16 protein-coding genes and 1 other RNA gene are annotated in these 17530 nt (G+C 62.2%); 10 read left to right on the top strand and 7 right to left on the bottom strand.

What is annotated here, in order from left to right:
• Positions 1-76 precede the first annotated feature (76 nt).
• The 5 genes from ssrA to GC1_RS00985 all read left to right on the top strand — a co-directional run bounded on the left by ssrA (position 77) and on the right by GC1_RS00985 (position 3876).
• Positions 77-426: a transfer-messenger RNA gene (ssrA, locus tag GC1_RS22055) on the top strand.
• A gap of 85 nt (positions 427-511) precedes the next feature.
• Positions 512-1066, top strand: coding sequence for a nuclear transport factor 2 family protein (locus GC1_RS01000; RefSeq protein WP_237754545.1), 555 nt, complete (start codon positions 512-514; stop codon positions 1064-1066).
• Positions 1067-1197: 131 nt separating this feature from the next.
• A complete protein-coding gene (locus GC1_RS00995) occupies positions 1198-2013 on the top strand; it encodes a chromate resistance protein ChrB domain-containing protein (RefSeq protein WP_019297476.1) in 816 nt (271 codons plus the stop codon).
• Entirely contained in the window at positions 2010-3281 is a 1272-nt protein-coding gene (chrA, locus tag GC1_RS00990) for a chromate efflux transporter (protein ID WP_019297475.1), read from the top strand. The genes GC1_RS00995 and chrA overlap by 4 nt, the downstream gene beginning before the upstream one ends.
• A 118-nt stretch (positions 3282-3399) precedes the next feature.
• Entirely contained in the window at positions 3400-3876 is a 477-nt protein-coding gene (locus GC1_RS00985; RefSeq protein WP_019297474.1) for an SspB family protein, read from the top strand.
• 74 nt (positions 3877-3950) lie between these two features.
• Here GC1_RS00985 and GC1_RS00980 read toward each other — a convergent pair whose 3' ends face one another.
• Positions 3951-4523 carry a hypothetical protein gene (locus GC1_RS00980; protein WP_019297473.1) on the bottom strand — a complete coding sequence of 191 codons (573 nt, stop codon included), beginning with the start codon at positions 4521-4523 and terminating at the stop codon, positions 3951-3953.
• A 201-nt stretch (positions 4524-4724) separates the two neighbouring features.
• Here GC1_RS00980 and fumC point away from each other — a divergent pair, with 201 nt between their 5' ends.
• The 4 genes from fumC to GC1_RS00960 are packed head-to-tail and all read left to right on the top strand — an operon-like array spanning position 4725 to position 6761.
• Entirely contained in the window at positions 4725-6119 is a 1395-nt protein-coding gene (fumC, locus tag GC1_RS00975) for a class II fumarate hydratase (RefSeq protein WP_019297472.1), read from the top strand.
• Complete coding sequence (locus tag GC1_RS00970; protein WP_019297471.1) at positions 6119-6295, top strand: DUF4169 family protein; 177 nt, start codon at positions 6119-6121, stop codon at positions 6293-6295. Before fumC ends, GC1_RS00970 begins: the two co-directional genes overlap by 1 nt.
• Entirely contained in the window at positions 6292-6510 is a 219-nt protein-coding gene (locus tag GC1_RS00965; RefSeq protein WP_019297470.1) for a ribbon-helix-helix domain-containing protein, read from the top strand. The genes GC1_RS00970 and GC1_RS00965 overlap by 4 nt, the downstream gene beginning before the upstream one ends.
• 23 nt (positions 6511-6533) lie before the next feature.
• Complete coding sequence (locus GC1_RS00960) at positions 6534-6761, top strand: hypothetical protein (protein ID WP_019297469.1); 228 nt, start codon at positions 6534-6536, stop codon at positions 6759-6761.
• A 48-nt stretch (positions 6762-6809) separates the two neighbouring features.
• On the opposite strand, the gene GC1_RS00955 is transcribed toward GC1_RS00960, so the two are convergent.
• From GC1_RS00955 to GC1_RS00945, 3 genes are all read right to left on the bottom strand, one after another.
• Positions 6810-8165, bottom strand: a complete 1356-nt coding sequence (locus GC1_RS00955) for a cytochrome P450 (RefSeq protein ID WP_019297468.1) — start codon at positions 8163-8165, stop codon at positions 6810-6812.
• Positions 8162-9430 (bottom strand): hypothetical protein, encoded by a 1269-nt coding sequence (locus GC1_RS00950; RefSeq protein WP_019297467.1) that lies wholly within the window; start codon positions 9428-9430, stop codon positions 8162-8164. The genes GC1_RS00955 and GC1_RS00950 overlap by 4 nt, the downstream gene beginning before the upstream one ends.
• Before the next feature lie 91 nt (positions 9431-9521).
• Positions 9522-10274: a cytochrome c biogenesis CcdA family protein gene (locus tag GC1_RS00945; RefSeq protein ID WP_019297466.1), complete on the bottom strand. Its 753-nt coding sequence runs from the start codon at positions 10272-10274 to the stop codon at positions 9522-9524.
• Between the two features lie 94 nt (positions 10275-10368).
• On the opposite strand from GC1_RS00945, the gene GC1_RS00940 reads away from it, so the two are divergent.
• Positions 10369-10602, top strand: coding sequence for a sulfurtransferase TusA family protein (locus tag GC1_RS00940; RefSeq protein WP_029204941.1), 234 nt, complete (start codon positions 10369-10371; stop codon positions 10600-10602).
• Between the two features lie 179 nt (positions 10603-10781).
• On the opposite strand, the gene GC1_RS00935 is transcribed toward GC1_RS00940, so the two are convergent.
• From GC1_RS00935 to GC1_RS00925, 3 genes are all read right to left on the bottom strand, one after another.
• Positions 10782-13766: an Rne/Rng family ribonuclease gene (locus GC1_RS00935; RefSeq protein WP_019297464.1), complete on the bottom strand. Its 2985-nt coding sequence runs from the start codon at positions 13764-13766 to the stop codon at positions 10782-10784.
• A gap of 588 nt (positions 13767-14354) precedes the next feature.
• Positions 14355-15692: a sigma-54-dependent transcriptional regulator gene (locus tag GC1_RS00930; protein WP_019297463.1), complete on the bottom strand. Its 1338-nt coding sequence runs from the start codon at positions 15690-15692 to the stop codon at positions 14355-14357.
• Between the two features lie 30 nt (positions 15693-15722).
• Positions 15723-17495 (bottom strand): ATP-binding protein, encoded by a 1773-nt coding sequence (locus GC1_RS00925; protein ID WP_019297462.1) that lies wholly within the window; start codon positions 17493-17495, stop codon positions 15723-15725.
• Between the last annotated feature and the right edge of the window lie 35 nt (positions 17496-17530).

Here is a 17530-nt window from a genome sequence, read left to right as displayed (position 1 = left end):
CGGGGGCTGCGGTTTCGGCTGACACCAGTTTTCCGCACCGGAAAACTGGCCGGAATCCTCGCAGGATTCCGGTTCTCCCCTTTGCATCCGCGCAGAAGCCGCTTATATGACTCCTGTTCCTTCGGGAACTATGGACATAAACGCGCTCGTAATAAGCGGATCGGACCCGGGGGCGGTACCCGGCGGCTCCACCAAAATCCTTCGTTTGAGGATCATGGGGCCGAAACAGGATCGACGGACGTCTAAAGGGGTTTTGCTTTGTCTCGGCGGGGTGCCACCGTACCGGCCCAAACAGTACAATTGCAAACGACAATCGTGCTCCGGTTGCTCTGGCTGCGTAAGCAGTTCGAGGAATCGAAATCTAAGTCCTTGCGCCTAGCCGCGTAAGGCGGGGTTCGCAGGTACCTGGCAACAGAAACCTGCACTTTACCATTCCCAGGATATTATGCTTGTTTAACGCAACCGGATGCAGCCGCGCCGTAAACCGGACCCGGTCCCCCGAAGGGTGAACATGACCAAAACCGCCAGCACACTCCACGTTTCGCCGCGCCGGGCATCCCCGGCAGACGGCCCTGCCCTGCCTTCTGCAGAGGGATACCCGAACATGGCGGCACCGTTCGACCCGGATGGCTGCACAGACATGCCGCTGACAAGTCTTCTGCATTTCTGGTTCCAGGAAGTCTGGTGCCAAGGAAACCTGGATGCCGTGGACGAAGTAATGACCGCAAACACGGTCATCTCCGGGGCCGTCTCTGCGCTGGCAGTGCCGGAATGCGACTATAGCGAAGTGGTGGCGGCGCTGCGCAATCTCGTGGGGCCCATGAAGGTGGCCTTCACCCATGCAATGGAAACCCGGGACTGGGTATCCATCCGGCTGCTGGTTGACACCAGTGATCCCAAGGATGGAACTGCCTTTCAGATCACCGGGCAGGTCATGGCACGGGTGGCGGACGGAAAGATCGCAGAGCTGCATTCCAACATGGATTATTTCAGGATGTTCGAACAGCTTGGCCAGCTGCCGCCTGAGGCGATGGCGGTTTGCATGACCGGGGAAAGGTTGCGGTAGCCGCAGCCTGCAATTGCTTGACAAGAGGGGCACAAACGCGCTTGTAAGAATGCATGGGGAGAGACGCGAACGCCCCGTGAGGCGACAGCCCAAGGTTCGCATGTTAACCTTGCTCGCGAGGAGACATGCCCATGGCTGCCCCAAATGAAATCACCCCTGCCCAGCTCTTGCGCCTGATCGGCACGCCGAATGCGCCGGTTCTTACGGATATCTGCACCGATGAAGACTTTGCCGAAGACCCCTTTCTGATTCCCGGTTCCTTCCGGCATCCCCATACCGGAATCGAAAGCCTCAAGGCTCGCCTCGGCGGGAGGCCCTGTGTGGTGATCTGCCAGAAAGGCCTGAAACTGTCGCAAGGCGTTGCCGCCTGGCTGCGCAATGACGGGATTGAGGCTGAGTATCTGCAGGGTGGCATGTATGGCTGGCGCGGCCACAAAGGCGCGCCGCGCATTCCCGCCAGCGCCCTGCCCGCGCCGGTTGGCGGCAGCACCCTGTGGGTGACCCGCCACCGTCCCAAGATCGACCGCATCGCCTGCCCCTGGCTGATCCTCCGCTTTGTGGACGCCCAGGCCCGTTTCCTGTTTGTGGCGCCATCAGAAGTTGCTGCCGTGGCAGAACGCTTCGGCGCCACCCCTTTTGATGTTGAGGGCGTTTTCTGGTCGCACAGGAATGAGTTTTGCACCTTTGACACCATGCTGGACGAATTCGGGCTCAGAACCCCGGCGCTTGACACGCTGGCCTGCGTTGTGAGAGGTGCCGACACCAACCGGCATGATCTGGCACCGGAGGCGGCAGGGCTTTTGGCTGTCTCGGTGGGCCTGTCGCGCCAGTACAAAGACGACCACCAGCAGCTAGAGGCAGGCATGACATTGTATGACGCGCTATACCGCTGGGCCCGCGACGGGCGCGGCGAAGGTCATGACTGGCCCGCGGACCGGAAATCATGAGTCAGCCCTCCTGGACGGAGATGTTCCGTGTTTTCGGACGCATTGGCGTGCTCAGCTTTGGCGGCCCAGCGGCCCAGATTGCGGTTATGCACAAGGAACTGGTTGAAGACAGGCCCTGGCTGAGCGAGGAAAGCTTCCTGCGCGGTCTGTCCTTTTGCATGCTGCTGCCAGGGCCGGAGGCGATGCAGCTGGCCACCTATACAGGCTGGCGGATGCGCGGCACCGCCGGCGGGCTGCTGGCGGGCCTTTTGTTCGTGCTGCCAGGGGCGGCCGTTATAGCAGCGCTGGTCTGGCTCTACGCACAATACGGCACCCTGCCCGCGGTTCAGTCTGCGTTTCTAGGCATAAAAGCGGCGGTGGTGGTCATCATTCTCCAGGCGCTTCGCCGCCTTGCAGGAAAGGCGTTGAAACATCCTCTGGATTGGTTTCTGGCGGGTTTCGGGTTTGCAGCGCTGTTCTTGCTGAACCTGCCGTTTCCGCTGGTTGTTCTGACCGCCGGCTGCCTGGGCCTGATGCGCAAGGACGGGAACACGGCGGCACCGTCACCGAACCCGCCTGCACGCAATGGCAGTACCGCACAAACCATCCTGGTGTGGGGCGCATTGTGGCTGCTGCCGCTGATCGCCCTGAGCCTGGGCAGCGCAGCGTTCCTGGCCGACATCGGCTGGTTCTTCTCAAAACTGGCGGTTGTCACCTTTGGCGGGGCCTACGCAGTGCTGGCCTATATCAGCCAGACCGTGGTCAGCCAGTTCGGCTGGATCAGCGCGGGCCAGATGATCGACGCGCTAGGGCTGGCGGAAACCACCCCCGGCCCGCTGATCCTGGTTACCCAGTTCGTTGCCATGCTGTCAGGACTGCAGGCGGGCGGTTCCGGCCTGTTCCTCGCTGCCGGCGCGGTTGCGCTTTGGGCCACCTTCATGCCCTGCTTCCTGTGGATCTTTGCCGCTGCGCCCTATGTGGAGCGCATCGCATCGCACCCGCGGCTGGGGATGGCGCTGAAGGCGGTGACGGCCACGGTGGCCGGTGTCATTCTGAACCTGTCGGTGTGGTTTTTGATCCATGTCGCATTTGCCGAAACAAGAACCTTCGACGCCGGCATCCTGCACATTCCCGCACCTGTCTGGAGCAGCATGAACACCCCGGCCGTGGTGCTGGTTCTGCTTGCCCCGCTCGCGGCCCTGGCAGTGCGCGGCAATATGCTGCTGCTGCTGGCAGTGATGGCAGCGGCAGGCCTGGCCGTTTCCGAATTCCCGTTTGCAATCAGCTGACTGCAGCGCTTCTCCAATCTTCCGCCGCGGCAAAAATATTTGAGCAGCCGACAAGGCTGCTCTTTTGTTTCCAGCAGAATCTCCTATGCTTAACGGCAAATGAACAAAGGGTGACTGCATGTCCCGTGAAATCGACTATGGCAACCTGATGCACTCTGCCATGCGCGGCCTGATCCGGACCGTGCTGCAGGACATCTCCGAGAATGGCTTGCCCGGCAACCATCACTTTTTCATCACCTTCGATACAGCCCATCCGGATGTGGAATTGGCCGATTGGCTGTCGGACCGCTACCCCGGCGAAATGACCGTGGTCATGCAGCATTGGTTCGACAATCTGACCGTGGACGAAGACGGCTTTGCGGTCACTCTGAACTTTGGCGATTCACCCGAGCCGCTCTACATTCCATATGATGCGATCCGGACTTTTGTGGATCCCTCGGTGGAGTTCGGGCTGCGGTTCGAAAGCGCCGACGAAGACGGGGAAGGCTATTCCGCAGAGCCGGACGCAGAGGAAGACCCGCTCAGCGCCGAAGATCAGCCGGAACCCAAGAAAAAGGACGCGGACGTGGTGTCCCTCGACAGTTTCCGCAAATAGACTGCACCTGCGGCCTCCCCCCGATCAAGGCAGCCTGGCAGGCTGCCTTTTTGTTTGCGGGACAAGAACAGATCTCAGTGCCGGGTGAGGAATGTCTGCAGCTGCCGCTTCGGCTCCCCGTTCAGGCGCGATATATAGACCAGATCCAGCCCGCCCTCCGCGAGCGTGCGGTCGTACTGCTGCATCTCGTAATCACCGTTCGGATGTATGAACAGCGAGAACACAGTCAGAGTGTCACCGGTGATCCGCCCCCATACAAAGGGCTCACCTTCCATCGGATCAAGCGGCACCTCGTGGCCGAATACATTCCGCTTCATTGCTGCTGAATAGACACCGTCGCGCCGGGACGTCTGGAATTCAATCTCGTAAGTTTTGGATTTCCTGCTGCCGTCGTCCCGCTCCGTCGTGGAGGTCCATTTGATGGTGAACCCTTTCTTCATCTCGCGGATCACCACGCTCATATCGCGCGGATCGGTGTCGCCGTCAGCCTTGACGATTTCGACACTGCCGGAATACTCGCCTGCAAACTGCGCAATTCCGGCTGCAATCCCCTGCCCTGCTGCAGCCGCGAGAATTCCGCCCGCTAAAAGCAAAGCGGCAAGGGATTTCAATGACATTTCAAGAGACAAGCGGATTGGCACATTCATTTCCTTTCCGGATACGGCAAAACCCGTTTCCCGCAGTTTAAGCATAGCATGTTCGCGGGCAATGGCACGCACGGGATTGCGCCAATTCACCACTATACCTTGCGGCCCTTTTGGCTATGCTGCGCGCAACTGGCCAATTGCGCCCTCGCCCGGCACAGGCTAAACGGCATACAATCGCATACTCAACGGAGAAACAGACGGATGTCCGCAACCCGCACCGAAACCGACAGTTTTGGCCCGCTTGAAGTCCCGGCAGAGAAATACTGGGGCGCGCAGACCCAGCGCTCGATCATGAACTTCCCGATCGGCTGGGAAAAGCAGCCGGTGGCAATCGTGCGCGCGCTTGGCGTGATCAAACAGGCCTGCGCCATGGCCAACAAGGCCTCTGGCAAGCTGGACGCGACAATCGCCGATGCGGTGATCCAGGCCGCGGGCGAGGTGATTGAGGGCAAGTTCGACGACAACTTCCCGCTGGTGGTCTGGCAGACCGGCTCCGGCACCCAGTCCAACATGAACTCCAACGAAGTGATCGCCAACCGCGCAATCGAAATCCTGGGCGGCACCATCGGCTCCAAGGATCCGGTGCACCCGAACGATCACTGCAACATGGGCCAGTCCTCCAACGACACCTTCCCCACCGCCATGCATATCGCCACTGCGATGTCCGTGCGCGACGTGCTGGTGCCGGGCCTCACGAAACTGGCCGACGGGCTGGAGGCCAAGGCGGAAGAGTTCAAGGACATTATCAAGATCGGCCGGACCCACACCCAGGACGCGACCCCGCTGACCCTGGGCCAGGAATTCGGCGGCTATGCGCACCAGATCCGCCAGGGCCTGGCACGGGTCGAGGCGGCAATGCCCGGCATCTATGAACTGGCACAGGGCGGCACCGCTGTCGGCACCGGTCTCAACACCCAGAAAGGCTGGGGAGAGACCGTGGCCGCCAACATGGCAGAAATCACCGGCCTGCCCTTTGTCACCGCCCCCAACAAGTTCGAGGCGCTGGCCGCCCATGACGCCATGGTGTTCCTGTCCGGCGCGCTCGCGACCATTGCGGGCAGCTGCTACAAGATCGCCAACGACATCCGCTTCCTCGGCTCCGGCCCGCGCTCTGGCCTGGGCGAGCTGATCCTGCCGGAAAACGAACCGGGCTCCTCAATCATGCCGGGCAAGGTGAACCCGACCCAGGCAGAGGCACTGACCCAGGTGGCAGCGCATGTGATGGGTAATGACGCGGCGATCAAGTTTGCAGGCTCGCAAGGGCACTTCGAGCTGAACGTCTACAACCCGATGATGTCCTATAATCTGCTGCAGTCGATCCAGCTCTTGGGCGACGCCGCGGACAGCTTTACCGAGCGGATGCTGAACGGCATCCAGGCCAATGAGCCACGCATCGACAAGCTGATGAAGGAGTCGCTGATGCTGGTCACCGCACTGGCGCCCACCATCGGTTATGACAACGCCACCAAGGTCGCCAAAACCGCCCACAAAAACGGCACCACGCTAAAGGAAGAGGCAATTGCGCTCGGCTTCGTGGACGAAGCAACCTTTGACGCCGTGGTTCGCCCCGAGCAGATGATCGGGCCCAAGGACTGATGGGCAAGCCGGTCAATCTGAACCGGTACAGAAAAGAAAAAGCGCGGGCCGAGAAAAAGGCCCGCGCTGACCGGAACGCCGTGACCTTCGGGCGGACCAAGGCAGAGAAAGACCTGGACAAGGCGCGCAATGACCAGGACGCCCAACGCCTGGACGATCACAAGCGCGACGAATGACCGGGCGCCCCAAGAAGCATTCGCTGACCTTGCGCGGGCACCGGACCTCGGTGTCGCTGGAGGATGACTTTTGGGATGCCTTCCGCGAGATCGCCGCACAGGAAGACCGCGCAATCAACGACTTGGCAGCCGAAATTGATGAAACCCGCGGTGAAGACTGCGGTCTGGCCTCCGCGATCCGGCTGTTTGTGCTGCGCCGGTTAAGAGGGCGTTAACCACGATCCCGGAGACTTGCGGGATGACGATGCCCGCTCCTCTTTCAGCAGATGCTTGGCTGCGGCAGCTTTTTCAGTCCCAAGCTGCTGCAAAGGGAGGTGTGGTCCGCCGCAAGAAACGTGACATTGAACGGCTGCTTGGCTGGGACCGTTTCCGGTTCGAGTTGAAACGCCGCGGTTATCACGCCGTGGAGAATGCAGGCCAGGTTGTCATCTTCTGCAATCAGGATGCCGTGCGTATCATTCAGTGACGCAAATTTCTTCGAAGAAATTTGCCAAGAAAATTCGAATTTTCTTGGCTATCTTTTGATCAGCTGTAGCCAGATCCCGTTCTTCGACCGCACGGTCAGATGTGCCACCGGCACCGGCGCTTTGCCCGCCACCGGCTCAATCCGGAACCGGCGCAGGATCATCGACAGGATCAGCGGCCCTTCCACCATGGCGAACCCTGCCCCGGTGCAGACGCGGGAGCCTGCTGAAAACGGGATATAGGCGTCGCGCTGGCATTGCTTGCCGTTCTCCGTTCCCCAGCGGGCAGGATCAAACCCGTCCGGATTGTCCCACAGCCGCTCATGCCGGTGCAGGTGCCAGGGGCTCAGCACCATCTGCGCACCCTTCGGAACCTCACGGTTCCGGAAGCGTTCCGGACAGGCGGCTTCGCGCACCATCATCGGCACCGGCGGGTAGAGCCGCAGGGTTTCCCGGAACACATCGCGGCTGATCTTCAGCTTTGACACCGCTGCAAAACTGTCGTCCTCCAGCGCGGCCGCCTCTTCCGCCACTTTCTCCTGCCAGTCCGGGTACAGCGCCATCAGATACAGCGCCCAAGCCAGGGCCGAAGCGCTGGTTTCATGGCCGGCCAGAAAGAAGATCGCGACCTGGTCCACCATCTCGCCCGCATCAAAGGTGCTGCCGGTATCCGGGTCACGGGTGGTCATGATCTTGGTCGCCAGATCATCCGGCGCTGTTCCTGCCTCGATTGCCGCCATGCGGTCGGACGTCAGCTGTGCAATCAGCGCCCGGATTTCCGCCGCGTTCCGGCGGGTGCCGCCGCGGAAGAACCGCGGCATCCAGCGCGGCAGCGGCACAAAGGCCGCTAGGTTCAGCAAGGGCTGGCTGCGCTGGTAGTCGCGGAAGCGGGTAAAGACCTTCCCCGCCACCTCATGCTCTATCGGGATAGAAAACAGCGTGCGGAAAATCACATCCGCTGCCGCGTGCGAGGTTTCCTCTTCGATCTCCACCGGTCCCTGCCGCCCTTCCAGGCGCGTCACTGCGGCCTCCGCCGCCGCACGCATTGCTGGAAAGGTGTCCTTCAGCCTGCCGCCTTCAAAGGCCGGGTCGATGATCCGCCGCTGCCGCTTCCAGGCCTCGCCATTGGTCAGGAACACCGAATTTCCTAGCAAGGGCTTCAGCCCCTCGGCAATACGGTCCGATTTGGGGAAATCGTCCGGACGCTCTTTCAGCAGCAGCTTCACCAGCTCCGGCTGGTTGACGAGAAAAGAACGGAAGAAGGGCGTGCGGAACTCTGCCATCCAGGCGCGGTAGAGCTTTGCAGGCTGGGCCGAGAGGATGTCCTGGCGGAACAGCCTTATATAGCGCCACAATGACACCCGGTCCGGCCGTGCAGGCGGTTTCGGCGGCAATGCCTGGTTCATTCCGCGGCCACCGACGTGAATTTCGAGACCGGCACGTCAATACGTGACCGGGAGGGCTTACGGTCCCTGTAGCGTTCCGCCAGCGTCAGCGGCCCGGCAGTGATGCGGAAATAATCATAGTCGCCGGGCCGGTCAAAGGCGCAGAGATACTGAAAATGCAGGCGGAAGAAGCGCCAGCGCAACTGCTTCCAGCGCGCCGGGCTGAGGGTTTGGGTAAAGGCTGCCGAGAACACCAGCGGCCAGCGCTTGCCCTCCGGGGCCACACCGCTGACCGCCACCGGATCGCAGAGCGCAAAGGCACAGCCGTCACCGGGCGCGGTGACATCCACCCAGGCCAGCTCCTCGCGCTGGCACAGGTATTTCAGATCGGTTCGCAGCCGCCGTGCCCGCGGCAGGAAAGAGACCATTGGCACCACCTGCCCCAATGTCAGGAACCCCAGGACCGGCCGTTTCTGCGGCAGCCCTTCCCGGACCAGGTCCGCCAGCACTGAAACGCCAAGATGCGCGCCGGAGGAATGGCCGACAACCAGCACTTCATCCAGTCCCCGGTCGTCCAGCGCCTCGCGGATCAAGGTGCGGAATTTGTCCATCCGCGCTTCCATTTCGGGCGGGATGGCGCCCCGCGATGCAGCCGAATGGGCATAGTCATGCATCAGGTAATAGGCAAAGAACTGGCCATCGCGTTTCTTGAACCAGCGCAGCAGCGCATAGCCAGCGCCAAGGCCCAGGGCCCATCCAATGAGTGCGGCCAACGGGCTGCCAAGGCTGGCCAACCCCGCAAGAATGCCAATTGCATGGGCCACGCCCCAGGCCAGCAGCAGCGCCAGAAGCGCCTGCAACAGCAGCATCCCGACCGGGTAGAGCGCCGCGATCACTGGCCCCTTGCGCAACCGCATCAGCCGCCGCAGCGCGCCGGTTGAGGTATAGATCCAGGCAGTCCGCACCAATTGCCAGTAGGTGCCCGGAATCGACGACTCCATGCTGCCGCGCACGATGTCGGACCAGACCAGCACCTCAACGTCCGCCTCGGTCCGCTGCCCGTCCATCTCCGCGGCGACATGCCATCCATAGGGGCCTATGGTCTGTTTCGGAGAGAGCGTCAGGCTGTAGCCGGAAATCCCCGCCTGCGCGGCGCCTTCCTTGCGGTACAGTTCCCGGTAGCGGCGCGGATGAATCGGGTCATAGCCGGGGATGTAGAACACCCGCCGCCTGCGCACCTGCTGGGGATTGGAACCGCTTTGATCCACGCTGACCTGCTCTGCCATTCTGCGGGCAGACTAGCAGCGCAATCCGGCAAGAGTAAGGCCCGGAAGGTTCAAGAAAAAGGGGCCCGAAGGCCCCTCGCATCGTTTGGTCTCAGCCCAGTGCTGCCAGCGCCGGGAACGTTTCCAGCAGCCACCAGGAGAAGGTGGTGAACAAGCCGGTGACCAGCATGATGCCGACAAACAGCAGCAGTCCGCCCATCACTTTTTCGATCAGCCCCATGTGGCGCTTCATTTTGTTCATCAGTGTCATCGACCGGTTGAGGAACATCGCCGCCAGCAGGAAGGGCACCCCCAGCCCCGCGGCATAAACGCCCAGCAGGATGGTGCCGCGGCTGACCGAGGCTTCCGATGCCGCCAGCGACAGGATCGCCCCCAATTGGGGCCCGATGCAGGGCGTCCAGCCAAAGGCAAAGGCCAGACCCAGAACATAGGCGCCGAGCGCCGAACCACCCGACTCGCCCGCTTCCATCCGCGCCTCGCGGTCCAGCAGGGGGATGCGGAATACCGACAGGAAATGCAGGCCGAACACAATCACAACGACGCCTGAGACCTGCGCGAAAAGCTCCTGATTTTTCAGCACAAACGCGCCAAAAGCTGAGGCGGTGAAACCGAGCAGCAGAAACACCGTGGACAGCCCGAGAACAAAGAACAGCGCGGCGATGATTGCCTTGCGGCGCGCGGCGACAGTGCCCTGCATTTCGCCGATGGTGACACCGCTCATATAGGCCAGGTAAGGCGGCACAATCGGCAGCACGCAGGGCGACAGGAAACTGATCACGCCGCCCAGCAGCGCCACCAGCATGGCAGGGAGCAGCCCTGCGTCGATGATCTCGATTCCAAACATGTTCCAACACTTATGCCAGCCGCGGACCAACGTCACGGGGACGGCTGGTCACATCCTTGTGGACAGCATGAAACATCCCGCTTATCTGCACACCATGACCGAGATCAAAGAGACCGTTGACGCAATCGGGCTGCTTTGCCCCCTGCCCGTCCTGAAGGCCCGCAAGCGGCTGAAATCGCTGCAGCCCGGCCAGATTCTGGAACTGCTGGCGGATGACCCTGCAGCCGTGATTGACGTGCCGCATTTCTGCAATGAGGCGGGTCATGAATTTCTTGGCCACAGCACCGGCACCGGCCACCAGATCTATTTGATCCGCAAGGGCGGCTAACCCCGGAGAGAGTTGAGACTTTCCACCGAAGGAACCGGAATTCGGCGCGAATTCCGGCTCGGAAAACGCGTGTTTTCCGGGTCGTTTTCCGCGCCGGAAAACGGCTGCCGCAATCAATAGAGCGCACAAAAAGAAAGGCAGGCCAAACGGCCTGCCTTCCCCAGAATCATATGCCGGCTTCAGCTGCCCATCGACCACCAGCCGCGGCGTTTGGGCTTGGGCGGTGATGCCGGTTCCGGCGCCGCCTCAGCACCGGCCATGGCAGGCTCAGGCTGTTTTTCTTCGACCGCTGGCGCAGGCTCGGCAGCTTCGGTTTCCTCCGTTACTGCCTCTTCCGCAGCGGGTTCTTCCGCAACAGGTTCTTCTGCCGCAGGCTCAGCCTCAGCTTCTTCAGAAACGGCTTCCTCTGGTGTGTCGCCAACAGTCTCTGCAGCAGCCTCTTCCGCCTCAGCAGCGGCTTCTTCGGCAGGGGCGGCTTCAGCTTCCGCCGGAGCCTCTTCAGCGGTTTCCGCCACCGGAGCTTCTGCTTCCTGCGCGGCTGCTTCACCAGCGCCGGCAGTTTCAACAGCCGCAACAGCATCCTCTGCAGCTTCCGTCGGGGCCTCTGCAGCGTCAGCAGCGGATTCCTCACCTGCCGTGGCTTCCGCCTCTGCGGGTTTGGCCTTCGGCTTGCGCGAACGGGTGCGGGTGCGGGAGCGTTTCTTCTCCTTCACCTCTTCCGCCGGGGCTTCCTCGCCTTCAGCAGCAGCCTCAGATGCCTCTGCGGCCTCTTCCTTGGGCTGCTCCTGATCCTCGGATGCCTCTTCACCGGTCTCGCCGGTCTCGCCATTCTGAGACTGCTCGCCATTGCCGCCCTTCCGGCGGCGGCGGCGGCGGCGCTTGCGCTTGGGCTTGTCATCCTGAGATGTGTCTTCAGGCGCTTCCGCTTCGGACACAGCAGCACTCTCTTCCTCGTCCTGCTTGGTCTCTTCCGCGTCCACCTGATCCATGATCGAAGTATCCACAGAAACCACAGGTGCAGTTGCCGCCGGAACGGTACGCGACGCGGTCTTGAACTTCTCCAGCACAAAGTCCGGGCTGACCAGATGCGCGTCGCCTTCGATGCGCACGGACAGGCCATACCGCGCCTCGATCTGGGCGATGTGCTCGCGCTTCTGGTTCATCAGGAAGTTGGCGATGGAGACCGGGCAGCGCACCAGAACTTCGCGCGAACGGCGGCGGGTGCCCTCTTCCTCAATCTGGCGCAGGATCGACAGCGCCATCGAATCGTCGGAGCGGATCAGGCCGGTGCCATGGCAATGCGGGCACGGCGCGGTGGTTGCCTCGATCATGCCGGGACGCAGCCGCTGGCGCGACATTTCCATCAGCCCGAAGCCCGAGATCCGGCCCACCTGAATGCGGGCACGGTCGGTTTTCAGCTTGTCCTTCATGCGCTTTTCGACGGCGGCGTTATTCTTGCGCTCGTCCATGTCGATGAAGTCGATGACGATCAGTCCGGCAAGGTCACGCAGACGCAGCTGGCGCGCCACCTCCTCGGCGGCCTCCAGGTTGGTCTTCAGCGCGGTTTCCTCGATCGAGCCTTCCTTGGTGGCGCGGCCGGAGTTCACGTCGATCGCCACCAGCGCCTCAGTGACGCCGATCACGATGTAGCCGCCGGATTTCAGCTGCACTGTCGGGTTGAACATGCCCGCCAGGTAGCTTTCCACCTGGAAGCGTGCAAACAGCGGCAGCCCGTCCTGGTAGTGCTTCACGTTCTTGGCGTGGGACGGCATGATCATCTTCATGAAGTCCTTGGCGATGCGGTAGCCGCGATCGCCTTCCACCAGAACCTCGTCGATCTCACGGCTGTAGAGGTCGCGGATCGAGCGCTTGATCAGGTCGCCTTCTTCATAGATCTTGGCCGGCGCGATGGATTTCAGCGTCAGCTCGCGGATCTGCTCCCACAGGCGCTGCAGGTATTCGTAGTCGCGCTTGATCTCGGACTTGGTGCGCTTGGCACCGGCGGTGCGCACGATCAGGCCCGCGCCGGTCGGCACGTCCAGTTCGGTGGCGATGTCTTTCAGTTTCTTGCGGTCGGCTGCATTGGTGATCTTGCGGGAGATGCCGCCGCCACGGGCGGTATTGGGCATCAGCACGCAGTAACGGCCGGCCAGCGACAGGTAGGTGGTCAGCGCCGCACCCTTATTGCCGCGCTCTTCCTTGACGACCTGCACCAGCAGCACCTGGCGGACCTTGATTACTTCCTGGATCTTGTAGCGGCGCGGACGCGGTTTGCGCGGCGGACGGATGTCCTCGCTGTCGTCCTCGTCGGCAACCGACTCGATGCTTTCGTCCTTCGAGGTGGCATCAGCGCGGCTGGTTTCGCCGTCGTCGTCGCCATCCTCTTCGCTGTCAGCAGCGCCCTTGGCTGCCTCGGCAGAAGTTTCAGCATCCGCAGAGGCGGTTTCGGCCTCTGTTTCGGAGCCGCTTTCATCGCTGGCCTCAGCTGTGGCGTCTTCAGCCGGAACGTCTTCAGCTGTTTCAGCCGCTGCGGCAGCAGGCTCTTCCGCTTCCGCTGCAGGCGCGGCTTCAGCAGCCTCACCTTCTTCCGGTTCTTCAACCGGGGTCTCGACAACACGCTCCATCGGCGAGGAACCTTCCGGCACCTCGGCCAGCTCTGCCGGGACGTCCGCAGCCTCAGTGCTGTCGGTCAGGTCAATGGTTTCCATGCCGGCGATTTCGCCAGCCGCCGGTTCAGTGGCCTCGACCTCTTTGGTTTCCACCGCATCCTTGGACGATGCCTTGGCTGCCTTGGCAGAGGATTTGGAACGGCGCGAGCGCTTGGGCTTGGCCGGTTTCTCTTCCTCGTCCTCATCACGGGCGCGCATCGCCTCGGCATAGGCGCGCTCTTCCTCCATCAGGGCCTCACGGTCCGCGACGGGGATCTGGTAGTAATCCGGGTGAATCTCGGAAAACGCCAGGAAACCATGGCGGTTTCCGCCATAGTCCACAAAGGCCGCCTGCAGGGACGGTTCTACGCGGGTTACTTTTGCGAGGTAGATGTTGCCAGCAAGCTGGCGTTTGTTTTCGGATTCAAAGTCAAATTCCTCAACCTTGTTTCCATCGACCACCACAACGCGGGTCTCTTCCGCGTGGGTGGCGTCAATAAGCATCTTCTTAGCCATGGGTCCTTGGTGCACCTGCCCTGTGCGCCCGCAAGCCTCCTGCTTCCAGGCGGCCGCGCGCGTTTCGGGTGGTGTCTTGTCAGGGCGATAATGGACGGCGCGGTGCAGCAGGTGGTCCCGGGGGCTGTGCCCGGCCTTCCTGCCTCAGTGCTCTTCGCTCTCGCGCGCGTCATCGCGGTTCTTCTCCGGCAGACGGGGTGTGCCCGTGCCTGCCTTGTTATCCCTGCACCGGCTTGATTTCCGGCTTGGGCGCTAAACTGCCCCCTTGGGTCAAGGGGGCCAATCGGTCTGGCTGCAGCTTTCTCGGATCTTGCCGGACAAAAGCTGAAGCCAGCGAAACTCATCAGAACGGGCGGAACCAAATGCCAGTTTCCAGCCCGTTGCGCCAGCATAAGGCCTGTGGATAGGTAATGACAATGGACATTCGTCACCACGGGGCCTGAAAATGCAAACGGCCTGCCCCTATCAGGCAAGCCGTTAATTTCAGGTTAGTTTTCCCGCGGAGCCGCTGAATTCGGCACGAATTCCAGCTCGGAAAGCACGTGTTTTCCGGGACGTTTCCCGCCCCGGGAAACGGCTGCTGCCAGTTCAGGCCAGATAATCCGAGCGCTGCAGGCCGTATTTCGCCATTTTCTCGTTCAGGGTCCGGCGCGGCAGGCACAGCTCATCCATCACGCTGGCGATCGAGCCCTTGTGGCGGCGCATGGTGTTGTCGATCAGCATCCGCTCAAACGCTTCCACATATTCCTTCAGCGGCTTGCCCTCGGTGGTCATCACCGGCTGCATCTCTTCGTGATCGGACATCAGGAGCGATGCGATGGTGCCGGAGCCGCGGCGCGACTGCAGCACCGCACGTTCGGCGATGTTGATCAGCTGGCGCACGTTGCCCGGCCAGGGCGCCTGCAGCAGCTGCGCGGCCTCCTGGGCGCTCACCTGCGGCGCATCGCAGCCGTACTCCTCGGAAAACTGCTCGCTGAGTCGGGTGAACAGAGTCAGGATATCCTCACCCCGCTGGCGCAGCGGCGGCACGGTGATGCGCAACGCCGCCAGCCGGTAGAACAGATCCGGGCGCAGCGCATCTTCGCAGGTCTTGCCCGCTTCCTGCAGGTTGGAGATCGCGACAATCCGGGTTTCAGCCGGGGTGCCCTGTTCGTTGATCACACTCAGCAGCTTGGCCTGCAGGGTTTCCGACAGCGCGTCGATGTCTTCCAGCACCAGCGTGCCGCCGCGGGCTTCCTCGACAGCGGGCAGCATGCTGTCTTCCGGCAGCATCGGGCCGAACAGGCGCTTGGCCAGCGCCTCTTCCTCCAGTGCGGCACAGGAAATCAGCACGAACTTCTTGCCTGCCCGGCTGCCAACCGCGTGCAGCGCGTGGGCCACCAGCGTCTTGCCAGTACCGGTCTCGCCGTCGATCAGCACATGGCCGTCAGCCTGCCCCAGATCCAGAATATCTTCGCGCAGGCGCTCCATCACCGGGCTTTGGCCGATCAGCTTTTTCATGATCTGGCCGCCGTCGGACAATTCGCGGCGCAGCGCACGGTTGTCGAGCGTCAGGCGGCGGGCGCCGGTTGCGCGCTTGGCCAGCTCCGACATGCGGTCAGGGTTGAAGGGCTTTTCCAGGAAATCGAAAGCGCCGACGCGCATCGCCTCCACCGCCATTGGCACGTCTCCGTGGCCGGTGATCATGATCACCGGCAAAGCGCTGTCGCTGCCCATCAGCTTCTTCAGGAACTGCATCCCGTCCATGCCCGGCATCTTGATGTCAGAGATCACGATGCCCGGGTAATCCGGCCCCAGGACCTTGAGCGCCTCTTCCGCGCTGGAGAAGGTCTCCGTGTCATAGCCTGACAGTGCCAGCCACTGGCTGATCGACTGCCGCATATCCTGTTCGTCGTCCACGATCGCGATTTTCATAGCCTGGGCCATGCGCGTTCACTCCTAATCACTCCGCGCCGCCTATTCGGCAGCTTCGATACCGTCCACCAGGACCGGCAATTGCATTTCAAAGACCGCACCGCCGTTCTGCCCGTTGCGTGCGGTCAGCCGTCCCCCAAGGTCGTTGACGATCCCCGAGGAGATGGCAAGCCCCAATCCAACCCCGTCGCCGGGCTGCTTGGTGGTGTAAAAAGGTTCAAACAGGTTGTCGAAGTCCTTGATACCCATCCCATTGTCACGCACCGACAAGGTTGCCGTCTCACCCGCCGCCAGCAGGATCTCCACCTCTGGGTCGGCCACTGATTTGGTGGCGTCCAACGCATTGCGCAAGAGGTTGACCATCACCTGCTCCAGCCGCATCCGGTCGCCCATCACCATAACAGGTTCTTCCGGCAGGATGCGGGTTATTTTCACATGCCGCTGGCGCAGCTGCGGCTCCATCATCGACAGGCTGGAAGCCAGCGCATCACCCAAGTTTACAGGGCTGAACGCATCGCCGCCCTTGCGCGCATACGACTTGAGCTGGCGCGTGATCGCGCCCATCCGCTCGATCAGATCATCAATGCGCCCGAAGGAGGCCAGCGCCTCGTCCGGGCGGTTCCGGTTCAGCAGCAGCCGGGCGCCGGCCAGATAGGTTTTCATTGCCGCCAGCGGCTGGTTCAGCTCGTGGCTGACAGCCGCGGACATCTCGCCCAAGGCGGCCAGTTTGGAGCTTTGCGCCAGGCTCTGCTCGGCCACAGCGAGGGTCTTTTGCATGCGTTCCCGCTCGGCAATTTCCCGCTGCAGGCGAGCGTTCAATACGCGAAGCTCTGCCGACTCGCGCTGAAAGAGCGCCATCCGCAGCGCCGTCTTGCGGCTGAGAAAGTAGAACGCCAGCGCCAGAAGGATGGCGAATCCCATGATCTCCAGCGCCAGCACCGCATTCACCCGCTCGCGGACAGAGGAATAGGTGGTGAAGGTCGCCATGCGCCAGCCCTGAAACGGCACCCGCGTTTCCAGCCGCATCACCGCCTCGCCCTGCAGGTAGGCATCGGGCGGCAGAGCGGTCCAGTCGGTTGTGGCACGGATTGCCCGCTGAATGGCCCCCTCCGGCGTCTGCAGGGTCAGCGCGTCGGTTTCTTTCAGGCCGCGCCAGCGTGCCTCGGTTGCGAGGATGATGTTGCCGGTGCTGTCGGTGACCAGCACCGCGTCTGAAATCCCCGCCCAGGCGCGTTCGAATTTCTGCAGGTCGACCTCGACCACAATTGCACCCAGCACGCCGGTCGCGTCGATTATCCGCCGCGAATACGTAAAGCGGTAGCCGCCCACCTCGCGCGGGATCACCGAGAACACCGTCGACTTGGCGCGCACCGCATCGACAAAATAGGCCGCGTTGCGGTGACTCTCTCCCAGCCGGTTGCGGTCGGTGGCCGCCACTGTGCGCCCGTCCTGCGCCAGCAGCATGATCGAGGCGGCCCCGATTTCGTCAACAAAGGATATCAGCCGCTGGGTGGACAGGGAGAAGTCGCTGGATTGCAACGCCGAGATCAGCGTCTGGTCGCGCGCCAGCAGCTGCGGCACGATGGCATGCTGGCGCAGCTCGCTCAGCAGGTTGCCGGAATAAAGCGCCAGCCGCAGCTCTGCCCGGTTCCGGGTGCTTTCGGTGAACCGGTGGGTCAGCGCCCGGTTGGTGGTCCAGACCGTGACAGCCGCCACCGCCATGAACAGCACAAGCGCCAGCCGCGCCCGCCAGGAAATCGTGCGGGAACGCGTTCTGGGTTCGGGTTTGCTCAAATCATTTCGCGGCGCGGTCATAGACTTACCCTATGACCGCCGCCGCTTATCCTCAA

The sequence above is a fragment of the Leisingera sp. ANG1 genome, from assembly GCF_000203975.2.
Lineage (GTDB): Bacteria > Pseudomonadota > Alphaproteobacteria > Rhodobacterales > Rhodobacteraceae > Leisingera.
The sequence above is the reverse complement of the archived record's forward strand: the minus strand, read 5'-3'. Positions and strand labels throughout refer to the sequence as shown.